23 protein-coding genes and 1 pseudogene are annotated in these 23451 nt (G+C 72.4%); 7 read left to right on the top strand and 17 right to left on the bottom strand.

What is annotated here, in order from left to right:
• Positions 1–291 precede the first annotated feature (291 nt).
• Positions 292–570 carry a DUF6332 family protein gene (locus ACWD0Y_RS17220; protein ID WP_450261178.1) on the top strand — a complete coding sequence of 93 codons (279 nt, stop codon included), beginning with the start codon at positions 292–294 and terminating at the stop codon, positions 568–570.
• On the opposite strand, the gene ACWD0Y_RS17225 is transcribed toward ACWD0Y_RS17220, so the two are convergent.
• From ACWD0Y_RS17225 to ACWD0Y_RS17235, 3 genes are all read right to left on the bottom strand, one after another.
• Positions 531–1196 carry a response regulator gene (locus tag ACWD0Y_RS17225; protein WP_450261179.1) on the bottom strand — a complete coding sequence of 222 codons (666 nt, stop codon included), beginning with the start codon at positions 1194–1196 and terminating at the stop codon, positions 531–533. The two genes, ACWD0Y_RS17220 and ACWD0Y_RS17225, sit on opposite strands and share 40 nt — an antisense overlap.
• A complete protein-coding gene (locus ACWD0Y_RS17230) occupies positions 1193–2464 on the bottom strand; it encodes a sensor histidine kinase (RefSeq protein ID WP_450261180.1) in 1272 nt (423 codons plus the stop codon). Before ACWD0Y_RS17230 ends, ACWD0Y_RS17225 begins: the two co-directional genes overlap by 4 nt.
• 251 nt (positions 2465–2715) lie before the next feature.
• Complete coding sequence (locus tag ACWD0Y_RS17235) at positions 2716–3930, bottom strand: geranylgeranyl reductase family protein (RefSeq protein WP_450261181.1); 1215 nt, start codon at positions 3928–3930, stop codon at positions 2716–2718.
• A gap of 164 nt (positions 3931–4094) precedes the next feature.
• Between ACWD0Y_RS17235 and ACWD0Y_RS17240 the strand changes: the two genes are divergently transcribed.
• Positions 4095–5459: a M20/M25/M40 family metallo-hydrolase gene (locus ACWD0Y_RS17240; protein ID WP_450261182.1), complete on the top strand. Its 1365-nt coding sequence runs from the start codon at positions 4095–4097 to the stop codon at positions 5457–5459.
• An 82-nt stretch (positions 5460–5541) separates the two neighbouring features.
• Positions 5542–6255, top strand: coding sequence for an MBL fold metallo-hydrolase (locus ACWD0Y_RS17245; protein ID WP_450261183.1), 714 nt, complete (start codon positions 5542–5544; stop codon positions 6253–6255).
• On the opposite strand, the gene ACWD0Y_RS17250 is transcribed toward ACWD0Y_RS17245, so the two are convergent.
• Positions 6214–7251, bottom strand: coding sequence for an NUDIX hydrolase (locus ACWD0Y_RS17250; RefSeq protein ID WP_450261184.1), 1038 nt, complete (start codon positions 7249–7251; stop codon positions 6214–6216). The two genes, ACWD0Y_RS17245 and ACWD0Y_RS17250, sit on opposite strands and share 42 nt — an antisense overlap.
• Before the next feature lie 264 nt (positions 7252–7515).
• Between ACWD0Y_RS17250 and ACWD0Y_RS17255 the strand changes: the two genes are divergently transcribed.
• The gene (locus ACWD0Y_RS17255; protein ID WP_093803757.1) at positions 7516–7725 is read left to right on the top strand and encodes a hypothetical protein; all 210 of its coding nucleotides are present in this window, start codon (positions 7516–7518) and stop codon (positions 7723–7725) included.
• On the opposite strand, the gene ACWD0Y_RS17260 is transcribed toward ACWD0Y_RS17255, so the two are convergent.
• Both ACWD0Y_RS17260 and ACWD0Y_RS17265 read right to left on the bottom strand, forming a co-directional pair.
• A complete protein-coding gene (locus ACWD0Y_RS17260; protein ID WP_450261185.1) occupies positions 7695–8198 on the bottom strand; it encodes a tetratricopeptide repeat protein in 504 nt (167 codons plus the stop codon). The genes ACWD0Y_RS17255 and ACWD0Y_RS17260 overlap by 31 nt on opposite strands.
• A 149-nt stretch (positions 8199–8347) precedes the next feature.
• Positions 8348–9307 (bottom strand): ROK family protein, encoded by a 960-nt coding sequence (locus ACWD0Y_RS17265; protein WP_450261186.1) that lies wholly within the window; start codon positions 9305–9307, stop codon positions 8348–8350.
• 125 nt (positions 9308–9432) lie between these two features.
• Here ACWD0Y_RS17265 and ACWD0Y_RS17270 point away from each other — a divergent pair, with 125 nt between their 5' ends.
• On the top strand, positions 9433–10515 hold the full coding sequence (locus tag ACWD0Y_RS17270) for a LacI family DNA-binding transcriptional regulator (RefSeq protein ID WP_450261187.1): 1083 nt from the start codon (positions 9433–9435) through the stop codon (positions 10513–10515).
• Between the two features lie 107 nt (positions 10516–10622).
• On the opposite strand, the gene ACWD0Y_RS17275 is transcribed toward ACWD0Y_RS17270, so the two are convergent.
• The 6 genes from ACWD0Y_RS17275 to ACWD0Y_RS17300 all read right to left on the bottom strand — a co-directional run bounded on the left by ACWD0Y_RS17275 (position 10623) and on the right by ACWD0Y_RS17300 (position 17048).
• Positions 10623–12488 (bottom strand): serine/threonine-protein kinase, encoded by a 1866-nt coding sequence (locus tag ACWD0Y_RS17275; RefSeq protein WP_450261188.1) that lies wholly within the window; start codon positions 12486–12488, stop codon positions 10623–10625.
• A 157-nt stretch (positions 12489–12645) separates the two neighbouring features.
• On the bottom strand, positions 12646–13944 hold the full coding sequence (locus tag ACWD0Y_RS17280; protein ID WP_450261189.1) for a DUF6986 family protein: 1299 nt from the start codon (positions 13942–13944) through the stop codon (positions 12646–12648).
• Positions 13945–14106: 162 nt separating this feature from the next.
• On the bottom strand, positions 14107–15081 hold the full coding sequence (locus ACWD0Y_RS17285) for an electron transfer flavoprotein subunit alpha/FixB family protein (protein ID WP_450261190.1): 975 nt from the start codon (positions 15079–15081) through the stop codon (positions 14107–14109).
• A gap of 63 nt (positions 15082–15144) precedes the next feature.
• Complete coding sequence (locus ACWD0Y_RS17290; protein WP_450261191.1) at positions 15145–15930, bottom strand: electron transfer flavoprotein subunit beta/FixA family protein; 786 nt, start codon at positions 15928–15930, stop codon at positions 15145–15147.
• Positions 15931–16131: 201 nt separating this feature from the next.
• Positions 16132–16674: a flavin reductase family protein gene (locus ACWD0Y_RS17295; RefSeq protein WP_450261192.1), complete on the bottom strand. Its 543-nt coding sequence runs from the start codon at positions 16672–16674 to the stop codon at positions 16132–16134.
• A gap of 47 nt (positions 16675–16721) precedes the next feature.
• Positions 16722–17048 (bottom strand): thioredoxin family protein, encoded by a 327-nt coding sequence (locus tag ACWD0Y_RS17300; RefSeq protein WP_450261193.1) that lies wholly within the window; start codon positions 17046–17048, stop codon positions 16722–16724.
• 227 nt (positions 17049–17275) lie between these two features.
• Between ACWD0Y_RS17300 and ACWD0Y_RS17305 the strand changes: the two genes are divergently transcribed.
• Positions 17276–17998, top strand: a complete 723-nt coding sequence (locus ACWD0Y_RS17305) for a lysophospholipid acyltransferase family protein (protein ID WP_450261194.1) — start codon at positions 17276–17278, stop codon at positions 17996–17998.
• A 16-nt stretch (positions 17999–18014) separates the two neighbouring features.
• Here the strand turns inward: ACWD0Y_RS17305 and ACWD0Y_RS17310 are convergent.
• From ACWD0Y_RS17310 to ACWD0Y_RS17330, 5 genes and pseudogenes are all read right to left on the bottom strand, one after another.
• Positions 18015–18442: pseudogene (locus ACWD0Y_RS17310) on the bottom strand (hypothetical protein).
• 20 nt (positions 18443–18462) lie between these two features.
• Entirely contained in the window at positions 18463–19062 is a 600-nt protein-coding gene (locus tag ACWD0Y_RS17315) for a transglutaminase domain-containing protein (RefSeq protein WP_450261195.1), read from the bottom strand.
• 79 nt (positions 19063–19141) lie between these two features.
• On the bottom strand, positions 19142–20212 hold the full coding sequence (locus ACWD0Y_RS17320; RefSeq protein ID WP_450261209.1) for a threonine aldolase family protein: 1071 nt from the start codon (positions 20210–20212) through the stop codon (positions 19142–19144).
• 11 nt (positions 20213–20223) lie between these two features.
• Complete coding sequence (locus ACWD0Y_RS17325; RefSeq protein WP_450261196.1) at positions 20224–20985, bottom strand: SDR family NAD(P)-dependent oxidoreductase; 762 nt, start codon at positions 20983–20985, stop codon at positions 20224–20226.
• A gap of 26 nt (positions 20986–21011) precedes the next feature.
• The gene (locus tag ACWD0Y_RS17330; protein ID WP_450261197.1) at positions 21012–22409 is read right to left on the bottom strand and encodes a DUF6421 family protein; all 1398 of its coding nucleotides are present in this window, start codon (positions 22407–22409) and stop codon (positions 21012–21014) included.
• Between the two features lie 343 nt (positions 22410–22752).
• On the opposite strand from ACWD0Y_RS17330, the gene ACWD0Y_RS17335 reads away from it, so the two are divergent.
• Positions 22753–23436: a glycerophosphodiester phosphodiesterase gene (locus tag ACWD0Y_RS17335; protein WP_450261198.1), complete on the top strand. Its 684-nt coding sequence runs from the start codon at positions 22753–22755 to the stop codon at positions 23434–23436.
• Positions 23437–23451: the final 15 nt, after the last annotated feature.

The following is a 23451-nucleotide window of genomic DNA, read 5'->3' on the forward strand; positions in this document are numbered from 1 at the left end:
CCGCGCCCCCGGCCCGGCGTGGCGCGCCCGGCCCGCGTCGGTGGGCACCGCCCGCACTCCCCCGCGGTCCCCGCCGCGCATCCCGCGACGGGCCGGCCCGTCCTTCTCCAGCCGCCCGGTCGGCCGGGAGAGCGCGCTCCGGCTCCGGCGGGTGCGGGACGAGAGCTCCGGGCCGCGGTGCGCGCCACGCCCTCGCCGTCCACCCGCCGGCGCCGCCGCCGGCCTCTCCACCGTGCGCGGCCGACGGGTGCCTCTTGCCCGCCGGCCGCGCACGCTGTGAGACTTCGGGACATGACGCCGAGGACGCAGGCACAGCGCGACGCGATGACGGTCGAGATCGGGTACGCCCTGCTAAGCGCGGCCGTCCTGGCGGGCGTCGCCTTCGCGGCCGTCACCGGCCCCTGGTACCTCCTCGGCGCCTCCCCCGCCGTGAGCAGGGTCATGCTGGTCGCCGGGGGCGCCCTGGCGGTGGCCGTCTTCGTCCTGCGGGTCGTGCATGTGCTGTGGGGCTACCGGGGCGCGCCCGGGACTCAGCCCAGCCAGCCCGGCCGTACCAGCCCCGACTCGTAGGCCAGTACGACCAGTTGGGCCCGGTCGCGGGCGCCGAGCTTCACCATGGCGCGGCTGACGTGTGTCTTCGCGGTGAGCGGGCTGACGACGAGACGGCGGGCGATCTCCTCGTTGGACAGCCCGATGCCCGCCAGGGCCATCACCTCCCGCTCCCGTTCGGTGAGCTGCCCCAGCGCCTCGCTCCCGGACGGTTCCCTGGAACGGGCCGCGAACTCCGCGATCAGCCTGCGCGTCACACCGGGCGACAGCAGCGCGTCCCCGTGCACCACCGCCCGTACCGCCCGCAGCAGCTCCTCCGGCTCGGTGTCCTTGACGAGGAATCCCGAGGCCCCGCTGCGGATCGCCTCGAAGACGTACTCGTCGAGCTCGAAGGTGGTCAGCATGATCACCTTTACGCCGTCCAGCGACGCGTCGCCGGTGATCCCACGGGTGGCGGCGAGCCCGTCGAGCAGCGGCATGCGGATGTCCATCAGTACGACGCCGGGACGCAGTTCGCGGACCAGGCGCACCGTTTCCTCGCCGTCGGCCGCCTCCCCCACGACCTCGATGTCGGGCTGTGCGGCGAGCAGGGCCCGGAAGCCGGCCCGTACCAGTGCCTGGTCGTCGGCGAGCAGTACGCGGATCACGAGCTCTCCTTCTGCGGATGCTGCGGGTGCTGCGGAGACCGCGGGTGCCGCGCGGCGGCGAACGGGAGGGTGGCCTCCACCCGGAAGCCGCCGTCCGGGCGCGGCCCGGCCTCGATCGTGCCACCGAGGGAGGCCGCGCGCTCGCGCATGCCCACCAGACCGTTGCCGCTGCCGCCCGCGCCGCCGCCGGTGGCCGGACCCTCGTCGTCGACGCGCAGGCCGAGGCGGCCGGGCGCGTAGCCGAGGGTGACCCGGGCGGTACGGGAGCCGGAGTGCCTGACGACATTGGTCAGGGCCTCCTGGACGATCCGGAAGGCGGCCAGATCGGTGCCGGGCGGCAGGGCGGCCGGTATCCCTTCGGTCGTGATCTCCACGGTGAGGCCGGCTCCCGAGGCCTGCTCCACGAGTTCGGGCAGCCGGTCGAGTCCGGGCGCCGGGGAGCGCGGTGCGGCGCCCGGCGCGCGGAGCGTGTCGAGGACCTGCCGGACCTCGCCGAGCGCCTCCTTGCTGGCGGCCTTGATGGTGGTCAGGGCACTGCGGGCCTGCTCGGGATCGGAGTCGAGCAGGGCCAGGCCCACGCCCGCCTGGACGTTGATGACCGAGATGCTGTGGGCGAGTACGTCGTGGAGTTCGCGGGCGATGCGCAGCCGTTCCTCGTCGGCGCGCCGCTTCTCGGCGGCCTGGCGCTCGACGCGCTCGCGGGCCCACTGCTCCCTGCGTACACGTACGAGTTCCGAGGCGGTGACGATGGCCACCACCCAGGCGGCGACGACCAGTTCCTGGCCCCAGGGCGCGGCGTCGTCCCCGGCGGGCGGCAGCCACTGGTAGAGCCAGTGGGAGACGAGGACGTGACCCGCCCAGAGCATCCCGAGCGCCGCCCAGGCGGCCCGCCGGTGACCGGCGACGACGGCGGAGAAGCAGCCCATGACGACGGGGACGAAGACCGGTCCGTACGGATAGCCCGCGCCCAGATAGACCATCGCGGCCGCCGACGCGCCGAACGCCACGAGCACGGGACACCGGTGACGCAGCAGGAGAAGCGCCGCTCCCGCGAACAGCAGGAGCCGGGCGAAGACGTCGAGCGGGGGCAGGCCGGGCTGCCCCTGGGCCGCGAACCCGGACCCGGCCTGGACGAACACGGTCACGGCCAGCGTCGAGGCCCACGGCAGCCGGCCGTCCGCCCGCCACGTCACCCAGGGCTGCCGGCGCCGCGGCCCGCCCCGCCGCCAGGGGGGACCGCCGCGCCACCGTTCCCGCTGCGCTTCCATACCGGCCACGCTAGACGGCGGGCGGCGGCCGGGGCGTCAGCCGGGCGGCGTGATCACACGTACTCCCCGCGGAGTACCTGGCCGTCGGGGGCCGCCGCCGGAGCCTCCCGCAGGCCGAAGCGGGCCCGGCCCTGCGCTCCCCGCACCAGCGGTGCTGGGTCAGGATCCGTCGCTGCTGCCGGGCGCGGCGAAGGGGACGGCGCCTGCGGCCTGACCGCCGGGCCGCGCCCCCATGGCCTGCGGCCTGCGGTTCACGGCCGGTCCAGCGCACTCAGCGCGCGCTGGACGACGGGGCGCGTACGCACCATCTCGGCCAGCGTCGTCGAGCCGCGCGTGATCCCCGCGAACATCTTCCAGGCCGGCCTGAACCCGGTTATGGCCGCGTGCAGCAGCCCCGGCCGCCGCTCGAACAGCGCGAGCATCCGCCGCCCGACACCCATCTCCACACCCAGCCCCGCCTTGATGGCGAAGGCGTAGTTCAGCGCCTGGCGGCGGGCGTCCACGGCGTCCTGCGACTCCGCGATCCGCACCGCCCACTCCCCCGCGAGCCGCCCCGACCGCAGCGCGAAGGAGATGCCCTCACGGGTCCACGGCTCCAGCAGCCCCGCCGCGTCCCCGCACACCAGCACCCGGCCGCGCGAAAGCGGCGAATCGTCGCTGCGGCACCGCGTCAGGTGCCCGGAGGACACCGCGGGTTCGAAGCCGGCCAGCCCGAGGCGGGCGATGAAGTCCTCCAGGTACCGCTTGGTGGCGGCGCCGTCACCGCGCGCCGAGATCACGCCGACCGTCAGCGTCTCCCCCTTGGGGAACACCCAGCCGTAACTCCCCGGGAGCGGCCCCCAGTCGATGAGCACCCGCCCCGCCCAGTCCTCGGCGACCGTCGCGGGCACCGGGATCTCCGCCTCCAGGCCGAGATCCACCTGGTCGAGCTTGACCCCGACATGCGCCCCTATCCGGCCGGCGCTGCCGTCCGCGCCGACCACCGAACGGGCGAGCACCGTCTCGCCGTCCGCCAGGACGACGGCCACCGTACGCCGGTCCGGCACGGCCGAGCCGTGCTGCTCGACGCGCGCGACCGACGCTCCGGTACGGACCACGGCGCCCGCCTTCCGCGCCTCCTCGACCAGCCCGGCGTCGAACTCCGGCCGGTTGATGAGACCGAAGAGCATCTGCTTCGAACGGCGTGTCCGCGTCAGCTTCCCGCCCAGCGAGAACGTCACGGCATGCACGCGGTCCTTGAACGGGAGTTCGAAGCCGGGTGGCAGCGCGTCGCGCGACGGTCCGATGATGCCGCCGCCACAGGTCTTGTAACGGGGCAGCTCCGCCTTCTCCAGAAGGAGTACGCGCCGCCCCGCGACCGCGGCCGCATAGGCCGCCGACGACCCGGCGGGCCCCGCACCGACCACCACGACGTCCCACACCGGCTCTTCGCGCTCACGTCCGGCGTCTGCGTTCTCGCTGCTCACGATGTGCTTCTGCTCCTGATCCGCCCAGTGGTCCGTACTGCTGACGCATCCTACGGCGCAGGAGCCGCCGATCTCGCTGTGGGAGGATCGGGCGTGCTTTTGTCGGCATACCCCGTACGAACGCATATACGTACAACAACGTCGCACCCACGAGGAGCGTGCCCATGAACGCGAATCCGATCGCCGAGACCATCGCCTCACTGATGCCCCGCGCGAAGACGGAGCTGGCCGAGCTGGTGGCCTTCCAGTCGGTGGCGGATCCCGCGCAGTTCCCGAAGAGCGAGTGCGAGGCGGCCGCGGTCTGGGTCGCCGACTCACTGCGCTCCGAGGGCTTCGAGGACGTCGCGCTGCTCGACACCCCCGACGGCACCCAGTCGGTCTACGGTTTCCTGCCGGGCCCGGCAGGCGCTCCGACCGTTCTGCTGTACGCGCACTACGACGTGCAGCCGCCGCTGGACGAGTCCGCCTGGGTCTCCCCGCCCTTCGAGCTGACCGAGCGCGACGGCCGCTGGTACGGGCGCGGCGCGGCCGACTGCAAGGGCGGCCTCATCATGCACCTGCTCGCGCTGCGCGCCCTCAAGGCGAACGGCGGCGTCCCGGTCTCGGTGAAGGTCATCGCGGAGGGCTCGGAGGAGCAGGGCACGGGCGGCCTGGAGCAGTACGCCGAGGCGCACCCCGAGCTGCTGGCCGCCGACACCATCGTCATCGGCGACACCGGCAACTTCCGCGTCGGCCTGCCGACGGTCACCGCGACGCTGCGCGGCATGACCATGCTGCGCGTGCGGATCGACACCCTTGAGGGCAACCTGCACTCGGGACAGTTCGGCGGCGCCGCCCCGGACGCGCTGGCCGCGCTCATCCAGCTGCTGGCCTCGCTGCGCGCGGAGGACGGCTCCACGACGGTGGACGGGCTGACCGCCGACTCCTCGTGGGACGGCCTGGAGTACCCCGAGGAGGAGTTCCGCAAGGACGCGCGCGTCCTCGACGGTGTCGGGCTGATCGGCCACGGCTCGGTCGCCGACCGCATCTGGGCCCGTCCCGCCGTCACCGTCATCGGCATCGACTGCCCGCCGGTGGTCGGCGCGACGCCGTCCCTCCAGGCGAGCGCGCGGGCGCAGATCAGCCTGCGGGTGCCGCCGGGGCAGGACGCCGCCGAGGCGACGAAGCTGCTGACCGCGCACCTCCTGGCGCACACGCCGTGGGGCGCGCGGGTCTCGGTGGAGCAGGTGGGCCAGGGCCAGCCGTTCAAGGCGGACGTCAGCAGCCCGGCGTACACCTCGATGGCGGAGGCGATGCGCGTGGCGTATCCGGGCGAGGAGATGCAGACGTCCGGCATGGGCGGCTCGATCCCGCTGTGCAACACGCTCTCCGCCCTCTACCCGAAGGCCGAGATCCTGCTCATCGGCCTCAGCGAGCCCGAGGCGCAGATCCACGCGGTGAACGAGAGCGTCTCGCCCGGGGAACTGGAGCGGATGTCCGTCGCCGAGGCGCTGTTCCTCGTCAACTACGCGCGCTCGAAGCAGGGTTGACCGGACCGGTTACGCGTGGAGCGGAGATCGCCGACAGCGTAGACCCGTGCGGCGGACGGCCGGCCCGTCGTACGTTCGCCGCATGGACCTTGTCGAGATACTCCCCGGCCGCCTGCACATGTTCCGCTTCCCCATCGGCCAGGCGTACCTCTGGCGCGACGGTGGGGAACTGACCCTGATCGACGCGGGCCACAAGGACGCGGCGGCGGACATCGAAGAGGCGGTACGGGGCCTGGGCCTGCGCCCGGAGAACATCCGCCGGATCGTCCTCACCCACTGCCACCGCGACCACGTCGGCGCCGCCGGGGAACTGGCGCGGCGGTACGGCGCCGAGGTGGTGGCGCACCGCCTCGACGCGCCCGTGATCCGCGGCGAGCAGCCGGTGCCCGAGCCCGTGCTGCTGGACTGGGAGCGTCCGCTGTACGCCCACGGGCTGACGGTGGAGCCGGCCCCGGCCACCCGGGTGGACCGGGAGGCCGAGGACGGCGACCTGCTGGGCTTCGGCGACGGCGCGCGGGCCGTTCACGCCCCCGGCCACACGGACGGCAGCATGGCCGTCCATCTCCCGCACCACGGCGTGCTGTTCACGGGCGACTGCGTCGCCGGCGTCGGCCAGGTCATGCTGGGCGTGTTCAACACCGACCGCGAGCGGGCCCTGGAGTCCTTCCGCCGCCTGGCGGCGCTCGCCCCCGCCGTCGCCTGCTTCGGCCACGGCGACCCGCTGACGCACGGCACGGCTGCCGTTCTGCGGGCATCAGCCGACCGGGACTCCGGCCTCCAGGTTGAGCACGGCTGACCTCTCGCGGGCCCGCAGTGCCCAGCGCAGCCGCTCGTAACGGTTGGGGGGCAGCAGACCGGCGGCCTCCTCCTCGGTGACGAAGCGCCAGCCGCGCAGTTCGGAGCCGGGCAGCACCAGCCGCCCGGCCGCCGCGCTGTCGAGCGTGCCACCGTCGAAGATCAGCCGCAGACCGCCGAAGGCGGGTGGCCGCGGCGGCTCCCAGTCGACGACCAGCAGCTTGGGCACGTCGACGAGTTCTATCCCTATCTCCTCCTTGACCTCGCGTATGCCGGCGCGTGCGGGCGCCTCCCCCCGCTCCACGACACCGCCGGGGAACTCCCATCCCGGCTTGTAGGTGGGATCGACGAGCAGCACCCGGTCCGCCTCGTCGAAGAGCAGCACGCCCGCGGCGAGGGTTTCGGCGGTGGGCGCGGGGGTCTGCACGATCTCGCAGTTCCCGGCGGCCCCGGTCCGTACGGCGTCGGCGATCCGTACGGCGGTCTCGGCGGCGGTCAGTCCACTGGTGTCGATGACATGGGCGTCACCGGCGAGCCAGGAGAGCGCGGCGCGGTACGGCTCGATGTGCTCGTACGCCCACTGCCGTACGCGCTCGCTCCCTTCGGGATCGTCCGCCCACTCCTCGCGGGCGGCGATCCGCGCGCGCAGGATCGTTTCGTCTGCCGACAGCAGCACATGGCACACCGGGATGCGCCGCGCGGCGAGACCGCCGAAGATCTCGTCGCGGTACTCCTGGCGCAGGAGCGTCATGGGCACCACCAGCGTGCCGCCCACTTCGGCGAGCAGCGCGGCCGCGGTGTCGACGACCAGACGGCGCCAGATGGGGAGGTCCTGGTAGTCGCCGACCTCCGCGAGCCGCTTCTGGGGCAGCAGGTAACGCAGTCCCCCGCCGATCAGTTCGGGGTCGTAGAAGGTGCTGTTCGGGATCAGATCGATCAGTTCGCGCGCGGCGCTGGTCTTGCCCGCACTGAACGCACCGTTGATCCAGACGATCACGGTTCCCCCTCTTCCGTAGCCCCCAGTGGTTCGTCCGCGACACACTGCCACGGAAACCCCGGGTCACCGCATCGTGCCCGCGACCGTTTGGGCACACAACCGTGCCGTTGCTGTCGCATGCCGGAGGCAACCGCACGGGGCACGGGTGGCGTCGGACCGTACAGGAGAAGGCCCGGCCCGAACGGGGAACCGTGACGCACCTGTGCGGAGTCTCGTTGGGGCAACGGGAGCAGGAGTTCAACAGGCATGGGAGCGGGGTGCGGCATGAGTCGCATGGTGTTGGAACAGTTCCCGGCCGGAGGCCCGCGCGGCAGCCGGCCGGCCGAGGAGTTCGCCCTGGCACGACGCGCGGAGGGATGCCCGGCGGAGGTCGTGATGGACCTGGAGTCGGACGCCTTCCTGGTGGTCGTGGCGGAGCGGGCGGCGGAAGCCGGGGCGGCCGGCTACTCCGTGGCGTCGAGGTCGTCGGCGTAGTGCTCGATCGCGCGGCGGTAGCTCCGCACGCGTGGGTCGCCGCTGGTGGCCGCCAGGGCCTTGAGCAGCGTCCGTACGGCTTCGCGGCCCTCGCCGGTGTTGTACAGGGCCATGGCGAGGAAGGACTCCAGGGCCGCGTCGTGCGGGAACTCCGCCAGACCGCGGCGCAGGGTGCGCAGGGCCGGTTCGTAGCGGCCCAGCACGCGGTAGGTGCTGCCCAGACCCAGGAAGGCGCCGTGGCGGTCCTCCTGCGGCAGGCCGGGGAGGTCCAGCGCGCGTTCGTAGTACGGGACGGCCTCGCTCTCCAGGCCGAGCACGTCGTGCGCCCACGCGGTCTGGTAGGCGATCCGGGCGTCCCGCGGATACCGCTCGGCCAGCGTCACCAGCCGGCCGCGGGCCTCGGCGGCCCGGCCCTCCTCCCGCAGCCGTACCGCTTGCACCAGCGCTGTGTCCCGCTCGTGGTCACCGTTCACCGGCCCAAGCTACAACGGCCGGTGGGTCCGGACACGGGCCGGGCGGCGCCTTGAGCGGCCGGGCGGTCGTCCCGGCCGGGCGGCGTCTTGACCGGCCGGGCGGTCGTCCTGGCCGGGCGGCGTCTTGACCGGCCGGGCGGTCGTCCCCGTCAGCCGGCGTACGCCGCCGCCTCGCCCGGCCGTCCGCCGAGCGAGGCGGCGGCCGCCGCGCCCACCAGGCCCGCGTCGGTTCCGGTCAGGGCCGGAGCGACCCTCAGCCGCTGCACGAAGGAGAGCGTGGCGTACGTACGCAGAGCGCTGCGCAGGGGTGCGAAGAGCACGTCGCCCGCGCCCGCCACTCCCCCGCCGACGACGGCGATCTCGATCTCGGCCAGCGTCGCGGTCGCGGCGATTCCGGCGGCCAGGGCCTGGGCCGCCCGCCGGTACGACGCGACGGCGACCGGGTCTCCGGCCCGGGCGGCGGCGGCCACCGCGGCGGCGGTGGTGTCGCCGTCCGGGCCCGGCCGCCAGCCCTGGTCGAGCGCCCGGCGCGCGATGTTGGGGCCGCTGGCGATCCGCTCGACACAGCCGCGCGACCCGCACGGGCACAGGTCGCCGTCCAGATCGACGCTGATGTGGCCGATGTGGCCCGCGTTGCCCGTCGGGCCCGGATGCAGCCGCCCGTCCAGGACCAGGCCGCCGCCGACACCCGTGGAGACGACCAGGCACAGCGCGTTGTCGTACCCGCGGGCCGCGCCCTGCCAGTGCTCGGCGGCCGTCATCGCCACGCCGTCGCCGACCAGGGTGACCGGCCGGCCTCCTGCCGCCCGGCGTACCCGCTCGACCAGCGGGAAGTCGCGCCACCCCGGGACGTTGACCGGACTGACCGTACCGGCGGAGGCGTCCACCGGTCCCGCGCTGCCGATGCCGACGGCCGTGGCGCGCTCCCACAACGGGGAGGCGGTCAGCTCGCCGAACACCCCGCCGACCGCACGCATCACGCTCTCGGCGTCCTCACGCGCGGGCGTCGGCCGCTGCGCGCGCAGGAGAATCCGGCCGTCACCGTCCACCAGCGCTCCGGCGATCTTGGTGCCGCCGATGTCGAGAGCGGCGACGAGGTCGGTGTGCATGGGTGTCTGATCTCCAGCGGGCAGGGGGTGGCAGCAGGTCAGGGCAAGTCTCCATTCACATGACAACGTTGTCCAGGCCCTATGCTCGACGCCACACCCTTCGCACACCGGCGAGCACGCCCCGCATGCCGGACACCGCACCGACGAGGACAGGACAGCGCACCGTGGCCGAGACCGAAAGCCGCCGCCCCGAACCCCGCTACGGCAATCGGCCGACCATGAAGGACGTCGCCGCCCGCGCCGGGGTCGGCCTCAAGACGGTCTCCCGCGTCGTGAACGGCGAAGCGGGCGTCACACCCGACACCGAACAGCGTGTCCAGGAGGCGATCGAGGCGCTGGGCTTCCGCCGCAACGACAGCGCGCGCGTCCTGCGCAAGGGCCGCACCGCCAGCATCGGCCTCGTCCTCGAAGACCTCGCGGACCCGTTCTACGGGCCGCTGAACCGCGCCGTGGAGGAAGTGGCCCGCGCCCACGGCGCCCTCCTCATCAACGGATCGAGCGCCGGGGACCCCGCCCGCGAACAGGAACTGGTACTCGCGCTCTGCGCCCGGCGCGTCGACGGTCTCATCGTGATCCCGGCCGGGGACGACCACCGCTACCTGGAGCCGGAGATCGCGGCGGGCGTCGCCACCGTCTTCGTGGACCGCCCCGCCGGGAAGATAGACGCGGACGTGGTGCTCTCCGACAGTTTCGGCGGCGCGCGCGAGGGTGTGGCCCATCTGATCGGGCACGGCCACCGCCGTATCGGCTTCATCGGCGACCAGCCGCGCATCCACACGGCCAACGAGCGGCTCCGCGGCTACTACGCCGCGATGGAGGAAGCCGGGCTGCCGGCCGACGACGCCTGGGTGTCGCTCGGTTCCACGGCTCCCGAGCGGGTGCGGGACGCGGTCACCACGATGCTGGACGCCCCCGAGCCCGTCACCGCGATCTTCGCGGGCAACAACCGGGTGACGGTGACGGCGGTACGGGCCCTCGCCGACCGGGAGCACCCGGTCGCCCTGGTCGGGTTCGACGACATCGAACTCGCCGACCTGCTCCGGCCCGGCCTCACCGTCGTCGCGCAGGACGCCGCCACGCTGGGCCGCGCCGCGGCCGACCGCCTCTTCCGCCGCCTCGACGGCGCGGACGACCCGCCCGCGCGCGTGGAACTCCCGACGCGCCTCATCGCGCGCGGCTCGGGCGAGCTCCCGCCGTGGACGCCCTGAGCCCTGTCCGGCCACCCGACGGGCCGGACCAGGACCCGGTCCGGCGGGCCCGGTCCGGCAGGTCCGGTCCGGCAGGTCCGGTCCGGCAGGTCCGGTCCGGCGCGGCCTCAGCAGACCGGCAGACCGGGCACGGGCTTGTCGTTCTCGCCGCCCTTGATGTAGACGTCGCTGACGAAGACACCGGTGTTTCCGCTGTCGTCGTCGGTCCTGGCCCACCAGACGTTCGTCCACTGGCCCGAGGTCTCCCTGCGGCCGAGGTTCTGCTGGCAGTAGAAGTAGTTGGTGCCCGCGTTCAGCACACCGGCCTCGGCGCCGGACGCCGTGTAGGACTTCGCGGTCTGCCAGACCGTGCAGTTGTACTTGCCCGCGCCGATGCTGTGGCAGGCGGGCTCCTGAGCCGGTTCGTCCGGGCCGTTCCCGCCGCCGGCCGTGGTCGTCGAGCCGTCGTCGCCGGAGCCGCCGGTCGTCGTACCGTCCGGGCGGCCCGGGCCGCCCGAGGTGTCGGCGCCGTCGGCGGAATCCGACGTACCGGAATCGCCGCCGTCCTTGCCGTCGTCCGAACCGGTGCCCTTGCCGTCGCCCGAGCCGCCGGAGTCCTTGCCGTCGTCGCCGTCGTCATCGCCTGCGGGCGCCTTCGCGTCCGGTCGCGGGCTCTTCTCGGCCTCCTGCCCGGCGGATCCGGAGCCGGCCGGCTTCTTCGTGGCGGAAGGCTCGTCCCCCGCGGGCATCCGGCCGAGGCTGCCGGGCGAGGCGCTTCCCTCCCCCGCCACCTTCGCCTGCCCTGCGGGCACCGACTCCGTACGGTCGGTGAGGACGTACGTCACACCGCCGCCGGCCAGCAGGACGGCCGCGACGCCCGCCGCCACCAGAACAGCCCTGCCGCGCCCGGACTTGTCCCCCGGCGCGGGGCCGGGCCCGGCGGGCGGCGGACCGGCCACGGGGCCGAACCCCTCCGGCCGGTGCGCAAGCGCGTCGTGCACCGTCATTTCCCGGGGCGGACCGCAGGAGCCGTCAGGGGCGCGGGGCGCGGGAGAGGCGCCCTGCGCGAAGCCGGCCTGCGCACCAGAGCCGGCCTGTGCACCACTGTCCCCGGCACCAACACCGCCGCGCAACGCCGTCGTGGCCGACGGGTCCTCGCCGGCGGCGACCGCCGCGAGCAGCCGGGCCGCCTCCCGGGCGTCGGGACGCCGCGCCGGGTCCTTGCTCATCAGCCGCTGGAGTACGGGCCCGAGCGGCCCGGCCCGCCGCGGCTCCGGCAGCGGTTCCTGGACGATCGCGGTCAGCGTCGACCAGGTCGAGGTACGGCGGAACGGAGAACCGCCCTCCACCGCCGCGTACAGCGTCGCACCGAGCGCCCAGACGTCGGACGCGGGACCCGGCTGCTGACCCTGGGCGCGCTCGGGCGCCAAGTAGTCGAGGGAGCCGACCAGTTCGCCGCTGCGGGTGAGGTGGGCTGTGGAGCCGTCGCCCGGGTCGTCCATGGCCGCGATCCCGAAGTCGGTGAGCACCACCCGCCCGCTGGTGCGGTCGAGCAGCACATTGCCCGGTTTGACGTCGCGGTGCAGCACTCCGACAGCGTGTGCGGCGCCCAGCGCCTCCAGCACCCTGGCGCCGATGGACGCGGCTTCGCGGGGACCCAGGAGGCCCCGCTCACTCAGTACGTCGTCCAGGGAGGGCCCGTCGACGAGTTCCATGACGATGACCGGGCGGCCGTCGTGCTCGGTGACGTCGTGGACGGCGATGACTCCGGGGTGGCGTACGCGCGCGGCGGCCCGCGCCTCGCGCTGCATCCGGATCCGCAGGCCGTCCAGTTCCGGCGCCGACGAGTCGTTGTACGTACGCAGTTCCTTGACCGCGACCTCGCGGCCGAGCACCTCGTCGACGGCGCGCCAGACGACGCCCATGCCGCCTCTGCCGAGCTGCTCGACCACCCGGTAGCGGCCGGCCAACCGCTCGTTCTCCCCCGTAGCCACCGCTGCCCCGTTCCTCTGTTCCGACTGAGACGGGGTACAGAGTACGGGGCCCCGCAGACAGCTCGGCACGGCGGAGGAAGCGGCCCGGCATCCGGCGCCGCCCGTCGGGGTCGTGCGGTGGACGGTCCAGCGGATCAGGCCCTGAATCAGCTCCTGGTCACTGGGCCGTGGCCGTGAGGTCGCCGCGGCGCGGCGACGCGAAGCCGTCGAGGTCCGCGCGGGTGAGGCCGGTGAGCCGGGCGACCTCGGCGGTGTCGAGGGCGCCGCAGTCGATGCCGCGCAGCAGGTAGCCGCTGAGCGCCTTGGCGGTCGCGGGCTCGTCCATCACGTCGCCGCCGGCCTGGTTGACGTACGCGGCGAGGCGCGCGGCGGCCTGCTCGTAGCCCTCGCGGTAGAAGGCGAACACGGCGGCGTAACGGGTCGGGATGTGCGCCGGGTGCATGTCCCAGCCCTGGTAGTAGGCGCGGGCCAGGGCGCGGCGGGTGAGCCCGTAGTGGAGCCGCCAGGCCTCGTGGACGTGCGCGGTGGGGCCGACGGGGAGGACGTTGGTGGAGCCGTCCGAGACGCGTACGCCGGTGCCGGCGGCGGCGACCTGCATGATCGCCTTCGCGTGGTCGGCGGCCGGGTGGTCGCTGGCCTGGTAGGCGGCGCTGACGCCGAGGCAGGCGCTGTAGTCGAAGGTGCCGTAGTGCAGGCCGGTGGCGCGGCCCTCGGCGGCTTCGATCATCCGGGCCACGGCGGCGGTGCCGTCGGCGGCCAGGATGGACTGGCTGGTCTCGATCTGGATCTCGAAGCCGATCCGGCCCGCGTCCAGGCCGCGCGCCTTCTCGAACTCCTCCAGGAGGCGCACCATCGCGGTGACCTGCTCGGGGTACGTGACCTTGGGCAGCGTCAGGACGAGCCCGTCGGGCAGACCGCCGGCCTCCATCAGGCCGGTGAGGAAGATGTCGAGGGTGCGGATGCCGCGGTCGCGTACGGCGGCCTCCATGCACTTCATGCGGATGCCCATGTACGGGGCGGCCGTGCCGTCGGCGTACGCCTCGCTGATCAGCCGGGCGGCGCGGGCGGCGTGCGCGTCCTCGTCGGCGTCGGTGCGGCCGCCGTAGCCGTCCTCGAAGTCGACCCGCAGGTCCTCGACGGGCTCGCGCTCCAGCTTGGCCCGTACGCGGCCGTAGACCGGCTCGGCGAGGTCGTCGGAGAGGCCGAGGACCGCGGCGAAGGAGGCGGCGTCCGGGGCGTGCTCGTCGAGCGCCTTGAGCGCCCGGTCGCCCCACGAGCGCACGGTGTCGGCGGCGAAGACGTCGCCGGGTACGTAGACCGTGTGTACGGGCTGGCGGGTGCCTGGGTCTCCCGGGTAACGGCGGGCAAGCTCCTCGTCGACCGGTACGAGGGAGGCGCTGATGCCCTCGCTGACCGCGCCCGCGAGGCTTGTCGCCACCTTCTCCTGCTGACCCATTCCAACCCTCCAGTTTTCCGCTTCACGGAATCAACAATCCGCATAGCGAAGTTAATGGCCGGTCATGACCTGCGTCAATGGTCTCCGGAAAGCGGCCGGGGCCGCGCGGTGAAGATCACCACACGGCCCCGGCGCTTTGCGGCGCGGTAAGACTTGCGCAGGTCAGCCCTTGCGGGCCTTGACCTCTTCGGTCAGCTGCGGGACGACCGTGAAGAGGTCGCCGACCACGCCGTAGTCGACGAGGTCGAAGATCGGGGCCTCGGCGTCCTTGTTGATGGCGACGATCGTCTTCGAGGTCTGCATGCCGGCCCGGTGCTGGATCGCGCCGGAGATGCCGGACGCGATGTACAGCTGCGGGGAGACCGACTTGCCGGTCTGGCCGACCTGGTTGGAGTGCGGGTACCAGCCGGCGTCGACGGCGGCGCGCGAGGCACCGACGGCGGCGCCGAGCGAGTCGGCCAGCTCCTCGATGACCTGGAAGTTCTCGGCGCCGTTGACACCGCGGCCGCCGGAGACCACGATCGCGGCCTCGGTCAGCTCGGGGCGGCCGGTGGACTCGCGCGGGGTGCGCGAGACGACCTTGGTGCCGGTCGACTTCTCACCGAAGGAGACCGTGAGCGCCTCGACGGTGCCCGCGGCCGGGGCGGCCTCGACCGGCGCCGAGTTCGGCTTGACGGTGATGACCGGGGTGCCCTTGGAGACACGGGACTTGGTGGTGTACGAGGCGGCGAACACGGCCTGCGTGGCCACCGGGCCCTCCTGGCCGGCCTCCAGGTCGACGGCGTCGGTGATGATGCCGGAGCCGATGCGGACCGCGAGGCGGGCGGCGATCTCCTTGGCCTCGGCGGAGGACGGCACGAGCACGGCGGCCAGGGAGCCTCCGGCGGACACCGCCTCGTACGCGGCCTGGAGCGCGTCCACCTTCGGTACGACGAGGTAGTCGGCGAACTCGGGGGCGTCGGCGGTCAGGACCTTGACGGCGCCGTGCTCGGCGAGCACCGCGGCGGTGGCCTCGGCGCCGTTGCCGAGGGCGACGGCGACGGGCTCGCCGATGCGGCGGGCGAGCGTCAGCAGCTCAAGGGTGGGCTTGCGGACGGCGCCGTCCACGTGGTCGACGTAGACGAGAACTTCAGCCATGGGAATGCTCTCCTGCGAGTGGCGAGTGCGAAGAATCTGGGGGCGTTCGAAGGGCGCGCGGACTTAGATGAACTTCTGGCCCGCGAGGAACTCGGCCAGCTGCTTGCCGCCCTCGCCCTCGTCCTTGACGATCGTGCCCGCGGTGCGCGCCGGGCGCTCGGTGGCGGAGTCGACCTGGGTCCAGGAGCCCTCGAGGCCGACCTCGTCGGCGTCGATGCCGAGGTCGTCCAGGTCCAGGGACTGAACCGGCTTCTTCTTGGCGGCCATGATGCCCTTGAAGGACGGGTAGCGGGCCTCGCCCGACTGGTCCGTCACGGACACGACGGCCGGCAGGGACGCCTCGAGCTGCTCGCTCGCGCTGTCGCCGTCGCGGCGGCCCTTGACAACACCGTCCTCGACGGAGACCTCGGAGAGCAGCGTGACCTGCGGGACGCCCAGGCGCTCGGCCAGGATCGCCGGGAGGACGCCCATGGTGCCGTCGGTCGACGCCATGCCGGTGATGACCAGGTCGTAACCGGTCTGCTCGACGGCCTTGGCGAGCACGAGCGAGGTGCCCATGACGTCGGTGCCGTGCAGGTCGTCGTCCTCGATGTGGACGGCCTTGTCGGCGCCCATGGACAGCGCCTTGCGCAGGGCGTCCTTGGCGTCCTCGGGACCGACCGTCAGCACGGTGATCTCCGCGTCGTCCGCCTCGTCGGCGATCTGCAGCGCCTGTTCGACGGCGTACTCGTCGAGCTCCGACAGCAGGCCGTCGACGTCGTCGCGGTCGACGGTCAGGTCATCGGCGAAGTGCCGGTCGCCGGTGGCGTCGGGCACGTACTTCACACAGACAACGATCCTCAAGCTCACGCCGGCTCTCCTACTGCATCGTCTATTTCTTGACTGCCTCGTTGCAGGCAGCATAGGCGCCTGAAGGGGCGGATTCCGGTCGGGGTGGACCCCCGCTCCGACTGGAATATTACTCGTCAGTACATCCACTGCCTGCCCACTGAGCAAGCGCTTTGAACTGTGACCTTGCCAACGCTGCGTAATCGGCGGATGCGGGAACCCTCAGTCCCTCAGGGCGTTGAAACGTCCCTGGTGGTAGAGCAGCGGCCGACCGCTGCCCGAGGGGTCCCCGGCGACGACCTGTCCGAGTACGACTCGATGGTCCCCCGCCGGCACACGGGCCACCACCCGGCACACCAGCCACGCCAGTACACCGTCGAGCACGGGCACTCCCTCGGGCCCCGTACGCCACCGGGTGGGCGGCGCGAAACGGTCGGCGCCGCTGCGGGCGAACGTGGCCGCCAGCTCCCGCTGGTCCTCGGCGAGTATGTGGACGCCGATGTGCTCGGCCTCGGCCAGCACCGGCCAGCTGGACGAGCCGGTGCCCACGCCGAAGGAGATCAGGGGCGGTTCGGCGGCCACCGAGTTCAGGGAGGTGGCGGTGAAGCCGACGGGACGGGATCCCTGTGCGGTGATCACCGCGACGCCGGCGGCGTGGCGCCGGAAGACCGAACGGAGCAGGTCGGAGGAGGCCTCACGAGCCTGCGCCGGGACCTCACGGGTCTGCGTCGGGAGTGGAATGCCGAGTCCGGGTGAAGCCGTCATGGAGTTGTCCTTGGTGTCCTTCTGCGGTGGGTGCGGGCGGGAGGAGGTCATACGGCGCGGCCGAGCGCGGCGATGACATCGGCCCGGCGCGGCTGCCCCGAGGCCCTGCGCACGATCCGTCCGTCCCGGTCGAGCACGAGCACGGTGGGCGTGGCGCGGATGCCGAGTTCGCGTACGAGATCGAGTCGCGCCTCCGCGTCGATCTCCACATGGGTAACGCCCTCGACCATGCCCGCCACTTCGGCGAGCGTTCTGCGCGTCGCGCGGCAGGGCTGGCAGAACGCGCTGGAGAACTGGACGAGCGTCGCGCGCTCCCCCGGCTCCGCACCCAGTTCGGCCGCGCCCAGTCGTGTACCGCCGTCGTGCCCCGGCACCTTCGCCTCCGTCGATCTCGGTCTCTTCCCGCGTCTCCGTATCCAGCGTTCACCACGGGAAGACGATTCCTCATGTTTCCGTACGTGACGAGAATCTCGCGCATGAAGGACTCCAGGACTGGCTACTCGGCCGTTCATGGGGCACGATCTGCCCAACGCCGCTAAACCTACGGCTGCGTAGCTTCCGCCGGGGAGAGCCCCCCGGGCACAGAAGGGTCCCCCCTGACATGGCAGAACTCGTCTATCGACCGGTCATCGGTGCCGCACGTACCCTGTTCAAGGCGCTGGACCTGAAGATCGACACGCAGGGTTCTGAGAACATCCCCCGCACCGGTGGCGCCGTGCTGGTGAGCAATCACATCAGCTATCTGGACTTCATCTTCTCGGGTCTCGGCGCGCTGCCGCAGAAGCGCCTGGTGCGCTTCATGGCGAAGGACTCGGTCTTCCGCCACAAGATCTCCGGACCGCTGATGCGCGGCATGAAGCACATCCCGGTGGACCGCAAGCGCGGCGAGGCGGCGTACGCGCACGCCCTCGACTCGCTGCGTTCGGGCGAGATCATCGGAGTCTTCCCCGAGGCGACGATCTCCGAGTCGTTCACGCTCAAGAGCTTCAAGTCGGGCGCTGCCCGCATGGCCCAGGAGGCCGGCGTTCCGTTGATCCCCATGGCCCTGTGGGGCACCCAGCGGATCTGGACCAAGGGCAGGCCGCGTAATTTCGGCCGCAACCACATCCCCGTGACGATCCGGGTCGGCGAGCCGATGGACGCGCCCGTGGACGAGTTCGCGGGCGCGATCACGCGCCGGCTGCGCGGCCGGGTGCAGGAACTGCTCGAAGCCGCCCAGCGCGCGTACCCCGTGCACCCGAAGAACGCCGAGGACACCTGGTGGGTCCCGGCACACCTCGGAGGTACGGCGCCGACCGCGGCGCAGGTGCGCGAGGCCGGCTGACCGCATCCCGCGGTTCTCACTCCGGGGAGCGGACCGTGTTCCGCGCCCCGGGGCTCAGCTTCTCCAGCGGCTCGGAGAGCTCGGCCTCCGCGGCCCCGAGCCCTCCGAGCGTCACCGGAGCCATGCCCTCCCCTCCGGCAGGAAGACGGCGCTGACGGACTCCTCGGTCAGCCGCGTACGGACACCCTGACGCCCGTTCCAGCGCCGGCACGTGACGCCTTCGTCGTCACGCCGGACCTCCACGAGCCGGTTGGTCCGCGGCAGTCCGGCGTCCGACAGGGCGCGCTCGGCGAACGCTTCGGCGGATGTGCGGCTGCGGGACGGCCTGGTGCCGAAGGCCGTCCGTGTACGCCGCGCGCCAGGCCGTGGGACTCGACGGCGAGGCGGGTGGAGCCCGGGGGCGAGGGCGCGCACCTCGTCCGACACGGAAAGCGCGAGTGTCATGTCTGGCTTGCCGCGGGTTCTCAGAGGGCGCCGGGAAGCGTCCGCCAGAGGTACGGCCGGTCCGGGGCGGCTCGCAGAGCGCGCAGGACGGCCGGATGCGGCGCAGCGTACAGCTCCGGATAGTCCACTTCGCCGAACTCCGGACGCACGGGGAAGGCCAGTCGCTCGCCGTCCGTGGAGAACCGTGCGTCCACGCCGGGCTTGTTGCCGCGCGGATCCTGCCGCGACCAGCGACCGCACTCCGGAAGCCTGACCGCGACGAGTCCGTGGATCACGGGGTTCGAGCCGTCGTCGTCCGTGAGCCGCTGGTAGCACAGGGCGGCGGGGACCCCCTCGGCGCGCAGCAGCGCCGCGAGGGCGTGGGCCTTGGCATGGCAGATTCCGGTGCGCTGCGCGATCACGTCCGAGGCGCGCCAGGTGACGCGCGGGTCGCCCGCGTCCTGGGAGTGCGGGATGGTGTCGCGTACGAATACGTAGGCCGCTTCGGCGTATGCGTATGCATTGCTCGCTTCGGCACGCAGCCGGGCCGCGGTCTCGCGCACCAGCGGATGCTCATGGTCGATGGCGTCATCTGCGGCCAAGTAGGCGGCCAGGCCAGGCTTTTCCTGGATCAGCTCCATGGTGGCCGAGCGTAAGTACGCGACCGGCCGGAAGTCAATGACTTTCCAGTCGATCGCATACTTATGCGTCGCGTAAGTGCTACCTGGCCATCTCTTCCTTGAGCGCCTGCACGAAGCCGTCCACGTCGTCCTCGGTGGTGTCGAAAGAGCACATCCAGCGGACATCGCCGGCGGCCTCGTCCCAGAAGTAGAAGCGGTAGTGCTTCTGAAGACGCTCGCTGACATCGTGCGGAAGCCGCGCGAACACCGCGTTGGCCTGCACCGGGTAGAGGATCTCGACGCCGTCCAGCTGGCGGACGCCGTCGGCGAGCCGCTGGGCCATGGCATTGGCGTGGCGCGCGTTGCGCAGCCACAGGTCGCGCGCGAGCATCGCCTCCAGCTGCACGGAGACGAAGCGCATCTTGGAGGCGAGCTGCATCGACAGCTTGCGCAGGTGCTTCATGGCGCGCACCGCGTCCGGGTCGAGGACGACGACCGCCTCGCCGAACAGCATGCCGTTCTTCGTTCCGCCGAAGGACATGATGTCCACGCCCACGGTGTTGGTGAAGGTCCGCATCGGTACGTCGAGCGAGGCCGCGGCGTTGGACACCCGGGCCCCGTCGAGGTGCACCTTCATCCCGCGCTCGTGCGCGTGCTCGCAGATCGCCCGGATCTCGTCCGGCGTGTAGACCGTGCCCAGCTCGGTGTTCTGGGTGATCGACACGACCTGCGGCATCGCGCGGTGCTCGTCCTCCCAGCCGTACGCCTGCCGGTCGATGAGCTCGGGGGTGAGCTTGCCGTCCGGCGTCGGTACGGTCAGCAGCTTCAGGCCGCCCATCCGCTCCGGGGCCCCGCCCTCGTCCACGTTGATGTGCGCGGTCTCGGCGGCGATGACCGCGCCCCACCGGTCGGTGACCGCCTGGAGCGCGACCACGTTGGCGCCGGTCCCGTTGAAGACGGGGAACGCCTCGGCCCGCCCGCCGAAGTGGCTGCGGACGATCCGCTGGAGGTTCTCCGTGTAGGCGTCCTCGCCGTAGGCGACCTGGTGGCCGCCGTTGGCGAGCGCGAGCGCGGCGAGCACCTCGGGGTGGGCGCCCGCGTAGTTGTCGCTCGCGAAGCCGCGCACCCGCGGGTCGTGGTGCCGGCGCGCGTCGGTCTTCGCCGCGTTCACCGGGTCCGGGTTCACGGCTTGGGAGTCAGCCACAGGCGCTGTCCATTCACTTCCCTGGCGGGCCGGTCCCAGACTCCGGCGATGGCATCGGCCAGCTCCTTGACGTCCGTGAAGCCCGCGAACTTCGCGTTCGGGCGCTCGGCGCGCATCGCATCGTGCACCAGTGCCTTGACGACCAGGATGGCAGCCGCGGTGTGCGGCCCCTCGTCGCCCCCCGCCTTGCGGAACGCGTCGGCGAGAGCCAGGGTCCATGCCTCGGCCGCGGCCTTGGACGCGGCGTACGCCGCGTTGCCGGCCGTCGGCTGGGAAGCACCGGCCGCGCTGATCAGCAGGTAGCGGCCGCGGTCGCTGCGCTGAAGGGGTGCCTGGAAGGCGAGGGAGGTGTGCTGGACGGTGCGGATCAGCAGTTTCTCCAGCAGGTCCCAGTCCGCGAGGCTGGTCTCGGCGAAGGTCGCGCTGCCGCGCCAGCCGCCGACGAGATGGACCATGCCGTCGATCCGGCCGAACTCCTTCTCGGTCTTGTCCGCCCAGTCGCGGGTGGCTCCGAGGTCGAGGAGGTCGACGGTGTCGCCGGTGACGGTGGCGCCGCCGTGGGCGTACCGCGCGGCGTCGACGGCCTCGGCGAGGCCCGCGGCGTTCGCGTCCGCACCGACTACGGTCGCGCCCGCCTCGGCCAGCCTGAGCAGGGCGGCGCGGCCGGCGGGTCCCGCCGCTCCGGCCACCGCCACCACAGCGCCTTCCAGCGCTCCGCCGTTGCTGATGCCGTTCGTCATGGTCGTCGCCTCCTGGGCGCGAGGGCTCACGCGGCCACCCGCTCGGCACTCGCCGCGGTGATCCCCCGGCTGGAGGCGATCACGTTCTTCAACTTCTTGGAAAGCGCCTCATAGAACATGCTGAGCGGAAACTCGTCCGGAAGCACATCGTCCACGAGTTTGCGCGGCGGCAGCGACAGATCCAGGGCGTCGGGGCCCTTGGCCCAGCGCGATCCGGGGTGCGGTGCGAGGTACGTCGAGACCAGGTCGTACGCCGCGAACCAGTGGACCAGCTTGGGGCGGTCGATGCCGGCCCGGTAGAGGTCCTCGATCTCGGCGCAGAGCTGGTTGGTGACGTGCGGGGCCCGCTCCCAGTCGATCTTCAGCGTGTTGTCGGTCCAGCGCACCACGTCGTGCTTGTGCAGGTACGCGAAGAGCAACTGGCCGCCGAGACCGTCGTAGTTGCGGACGCGGTCACCGCTGACCGGGAAGCGGAACATCCGGTCGAACAGCACGGCGTACTGGACGTCACGGCCGTGCGCGTTGCCCTCGGCCTCCAGCTTCACGGCCTCCTTGAAGGCGGTGAGGTCGCAGCGCAGCTCCTCCAGGCCGTACATCCAGAACGGCTGGCGCTGCTTGATCATGAAGGGGTCGAACGGCAGGTCGCCGTGGCTGTGGGTACGGTCGTGGACCATGTCCCAGAGGACGAACGCCTGCTCGCAGCGGTCCTGGTCGGAGACCATCGCGCGGATGTCCTCCGGCAGTTCGAGGCCGAGCATGTCCACCGCGGCCTCGGTGACGCGGCGGAAGCGGGCCGCCTCGCGGTCGCAGAAGATGCCGCCCCAGGAGAAGCGCTCGGGGGCTTCGCGGACGGCGATCGTCTCGGGGAAGAGGACGGCGGAGTGCGTGTCGTACCCGGCGGTGAAGTCCTCGAAGGTGATGCCGAGGAACAGCGGGTTGTCGTAGCGGGTGCGCTCCAGCTCCGCGAGCCACTCGGGCCACACCATGCGCAGGACGACCGCCTCGAAGTTGCGGTCGGGGTTGCCGTTCTGCGTGTACATGGGGAAGACGACCAGGTGCTGGCGGCCGTCGGCGCGCCGCTGGGCGGGCTGGAAGGCGAGCAGCGAGTCCAGGAAGTCGGGGACCGCGAAGCCGCCGGCGACCCACTTGCGGAGGTCGGCCACGAGGGCCCGGTGGTACGCGGCGTCATGCCCGACCAGGGGGGACAGCTCCTCGACCGCGCCGATCACACGGCTGACGGCGGCTTCCGCTTCGGCGGGCGCCGGGGCGCCCTCGGCGCCGAAATCTATGGACCCGTCCGCCGACTGCCAGGGCCGGATCGCCTCCACGGCATTCTTGAGCTCGGGCCAGGCCGGGTGCTCGACCACGCGCCGGGCACCGGATATGCCGTCGGCGACTGTGTCCTGCACAAGAATTTCCGTCATGTCACTTCCTTCACGGGAGAACCTCGCGTCAAGGCACCGTATAGGTCTTCGACTCTTCCATTCAAGAGCAGGTCCAGCAAATTATCCTGCCGAGCCCCCCTGATCGCCGCCGTTCTTCCTGTCCGACCCCCTACCGGCGCTCGCTTCTGTCATCTCCTTCTTCCGATAGCCATACAGCGTGAGTACCCGCGCCGGCCCTTGTCATCCTCCTGTTCACCGGCCCGGCCCAAGGGGCCGCCGGGACCCGGACGGAGCGTTCCGCTTCTCCGCTCGGGACGGGCTCCTCCGGGGAAGCGGGCCGTTAGGCTGCCCGGGAGCCCCTGTCGACGGAAGCGGGACTGCCTTGAGTTTTCTCACCATTGGTCATCGCGGGGTCATGGGTGTCGAGCCGGAGAACACCCTCCGTTCCTTCGTCCGTGCCGAACAGGCCGGCATGGACGCCATCGAACTCGACCTGCACCTGAGCAAGGACGGCGCGCTCGTGATCATGCACGACGCCGAGGTGGACCGTACGACCGACGGCAGGGGTGCGATCGCCGGCCTGACCCTCGCGGAGCTGCGGGCACTCGACGCCGGGCAGGGCGAGCGCGTCCCGGTCTTCGAGGAGGTCCTCGACACCGTGGGGTCACCGCTCCAGGCCGAGATCAAGGACATCGCGGCGGCGCGGGCGCTCGCCGCGGTGATGCTCCGGCGCGATCTGGCGGGCCGCGTGGAGGTGTCGTCGTTCCACGACGAGGCGGTGGCCGAGATCGCCTCACTCGTCCCCGGCGTACGGACCGTGCTGATCGCCAGCCGTTACGGCAACGACGTGGTGGACCGCGCCAAGGCGGTGGGCGCGGCGACGCTGGCGCTCAACATCCGCAGGCTGACCCTGGAGACCGTGCAGCGCGCGCACGCCGAGGGGCTGCGGGTCATCGGCTGGGTGGTGAACACGCAGGAGCAGCTGCGGCTGGTGCGGGCGCTGGAGCTGGACGGCGCGACGACCGACTACCCGGAGATCCGCCGCACGGGCCGCTTCACCGCGTGAGCGCGAGCGCGCCCA

The organism is Streptomyces altiplanensis, assembly GCF_053591575.1.

What these genes read in the sequence shown, in the direction of transcription:
- ACWD0Y_RS17285 (WP_450261190.1), bottom strand. Translation starts at nt 15,081, where the DNA reads ATGGCTGAAGTTCTCGTCTACGTCGACCACGTGGACGGCGCCGTCCGC.
- ACWD0Y_RS17230 (WP_450261180.1), bottom strand. Translation starts at nt 2,464, where the DNA reads ATGGAAGCGCAGCGGGAACGGTGGCGCGGCGGTCCCCCCTGGCGGCGG.
- ACWD0Y_RS17255 (WP_093803757.1), top strand. Translation starts at nt 7,516, where the DNA reads ATGAGTCGCATGGTGTTGGAACAGTTCCCGGCCGGAGGCCCGCGCGGC.
- ACWD0Y_RS17325 (WP_450261196.1), bottom strand. Translation starts at nt 20,985, where the DNA reads ATGACGAACGGCATCAGCAACGGCGGAGCGCTGGAAGGCGCTGTGGTG.
- ACWD0Y_RS17245 (WP_450261183.1), top strand. Translation starts at nt 5,542, where the DNA reads ATGGACCTTGTCGAGATACTCCCCGGCCGCCTGCACATGTTCCGCTTC.
- ACWD0Y_RS17305 (WP_450261194.1), top strand. Translation starts at nt 17,276, where the DNA reads ATGGCAGAACTCGTCTATCGACCGGTCATCGGTGCCGCACGTACCCTG.
- ACWD0Y_RS17295 (WP_450261192.1), bottom strand. Translation starts at nt 16,674, where the DNA reads ATGACGGCTTCACCCGGACTCGGCATTCCACTCCCGACGCAGACCCGT.
- ACWD0Y_RS17265 (WP_450261186.1), bottom strand. Translation starts at nt 9,307, where the DNA reads ATGCACACCGACCTCGTCGCCGCTCTCGACATCGGCGGCACCAAGATC.
- ACWD0Y_RS17240 (WP_450261182.1), top strand. Translation starts at nt 4,095, where the DNA reads ATGAACGCGAATCCGATCGCCGAGACCATCGCCTCACTGATGCCCCGC.
- ACWD0Y_RS17330 (WP_450261197.1), bottom strand. Translation starts at nt 22,409, where the DNA reads ATGACGGAAATTCTTGTGCAGGACACAGTCGCCGACGGCATATCCGGT.
- ACWD0Y_RS17315 (WP_450261195.1), bottom strand. Translation starts at nt 19,062, where the DNA reads ATGGAGCTGATCCAGGAAAAGCCTGGCCTGGCCGCCTACTTGGCCGCA.
- ACWD0Y_RS17270 (WP_450261187.1), top strand. Translation starts at nt 9,433, where the DNA reads ATGCCGGACACCGCACCGACGAGGACAGGACAGCGCACCGTGGCCGAG.
- ACWD0Y_RS17280 (WP_450261189.1), bottom strand. Translation starts at nt 13,944, where the DNA reads ATGGGTCAGCAGGAGAAGGTGGCGACAAGCCTCGCGGGCGCGGTCAGC.
- ACWD0Y_RS17220 (WP_450261178.1), top strand. Translation starts at nt 292, where the DNA reads ATGACGCCGAGGACGCAGGCACAGCGCGACGCGATGACGGTCGAGATC.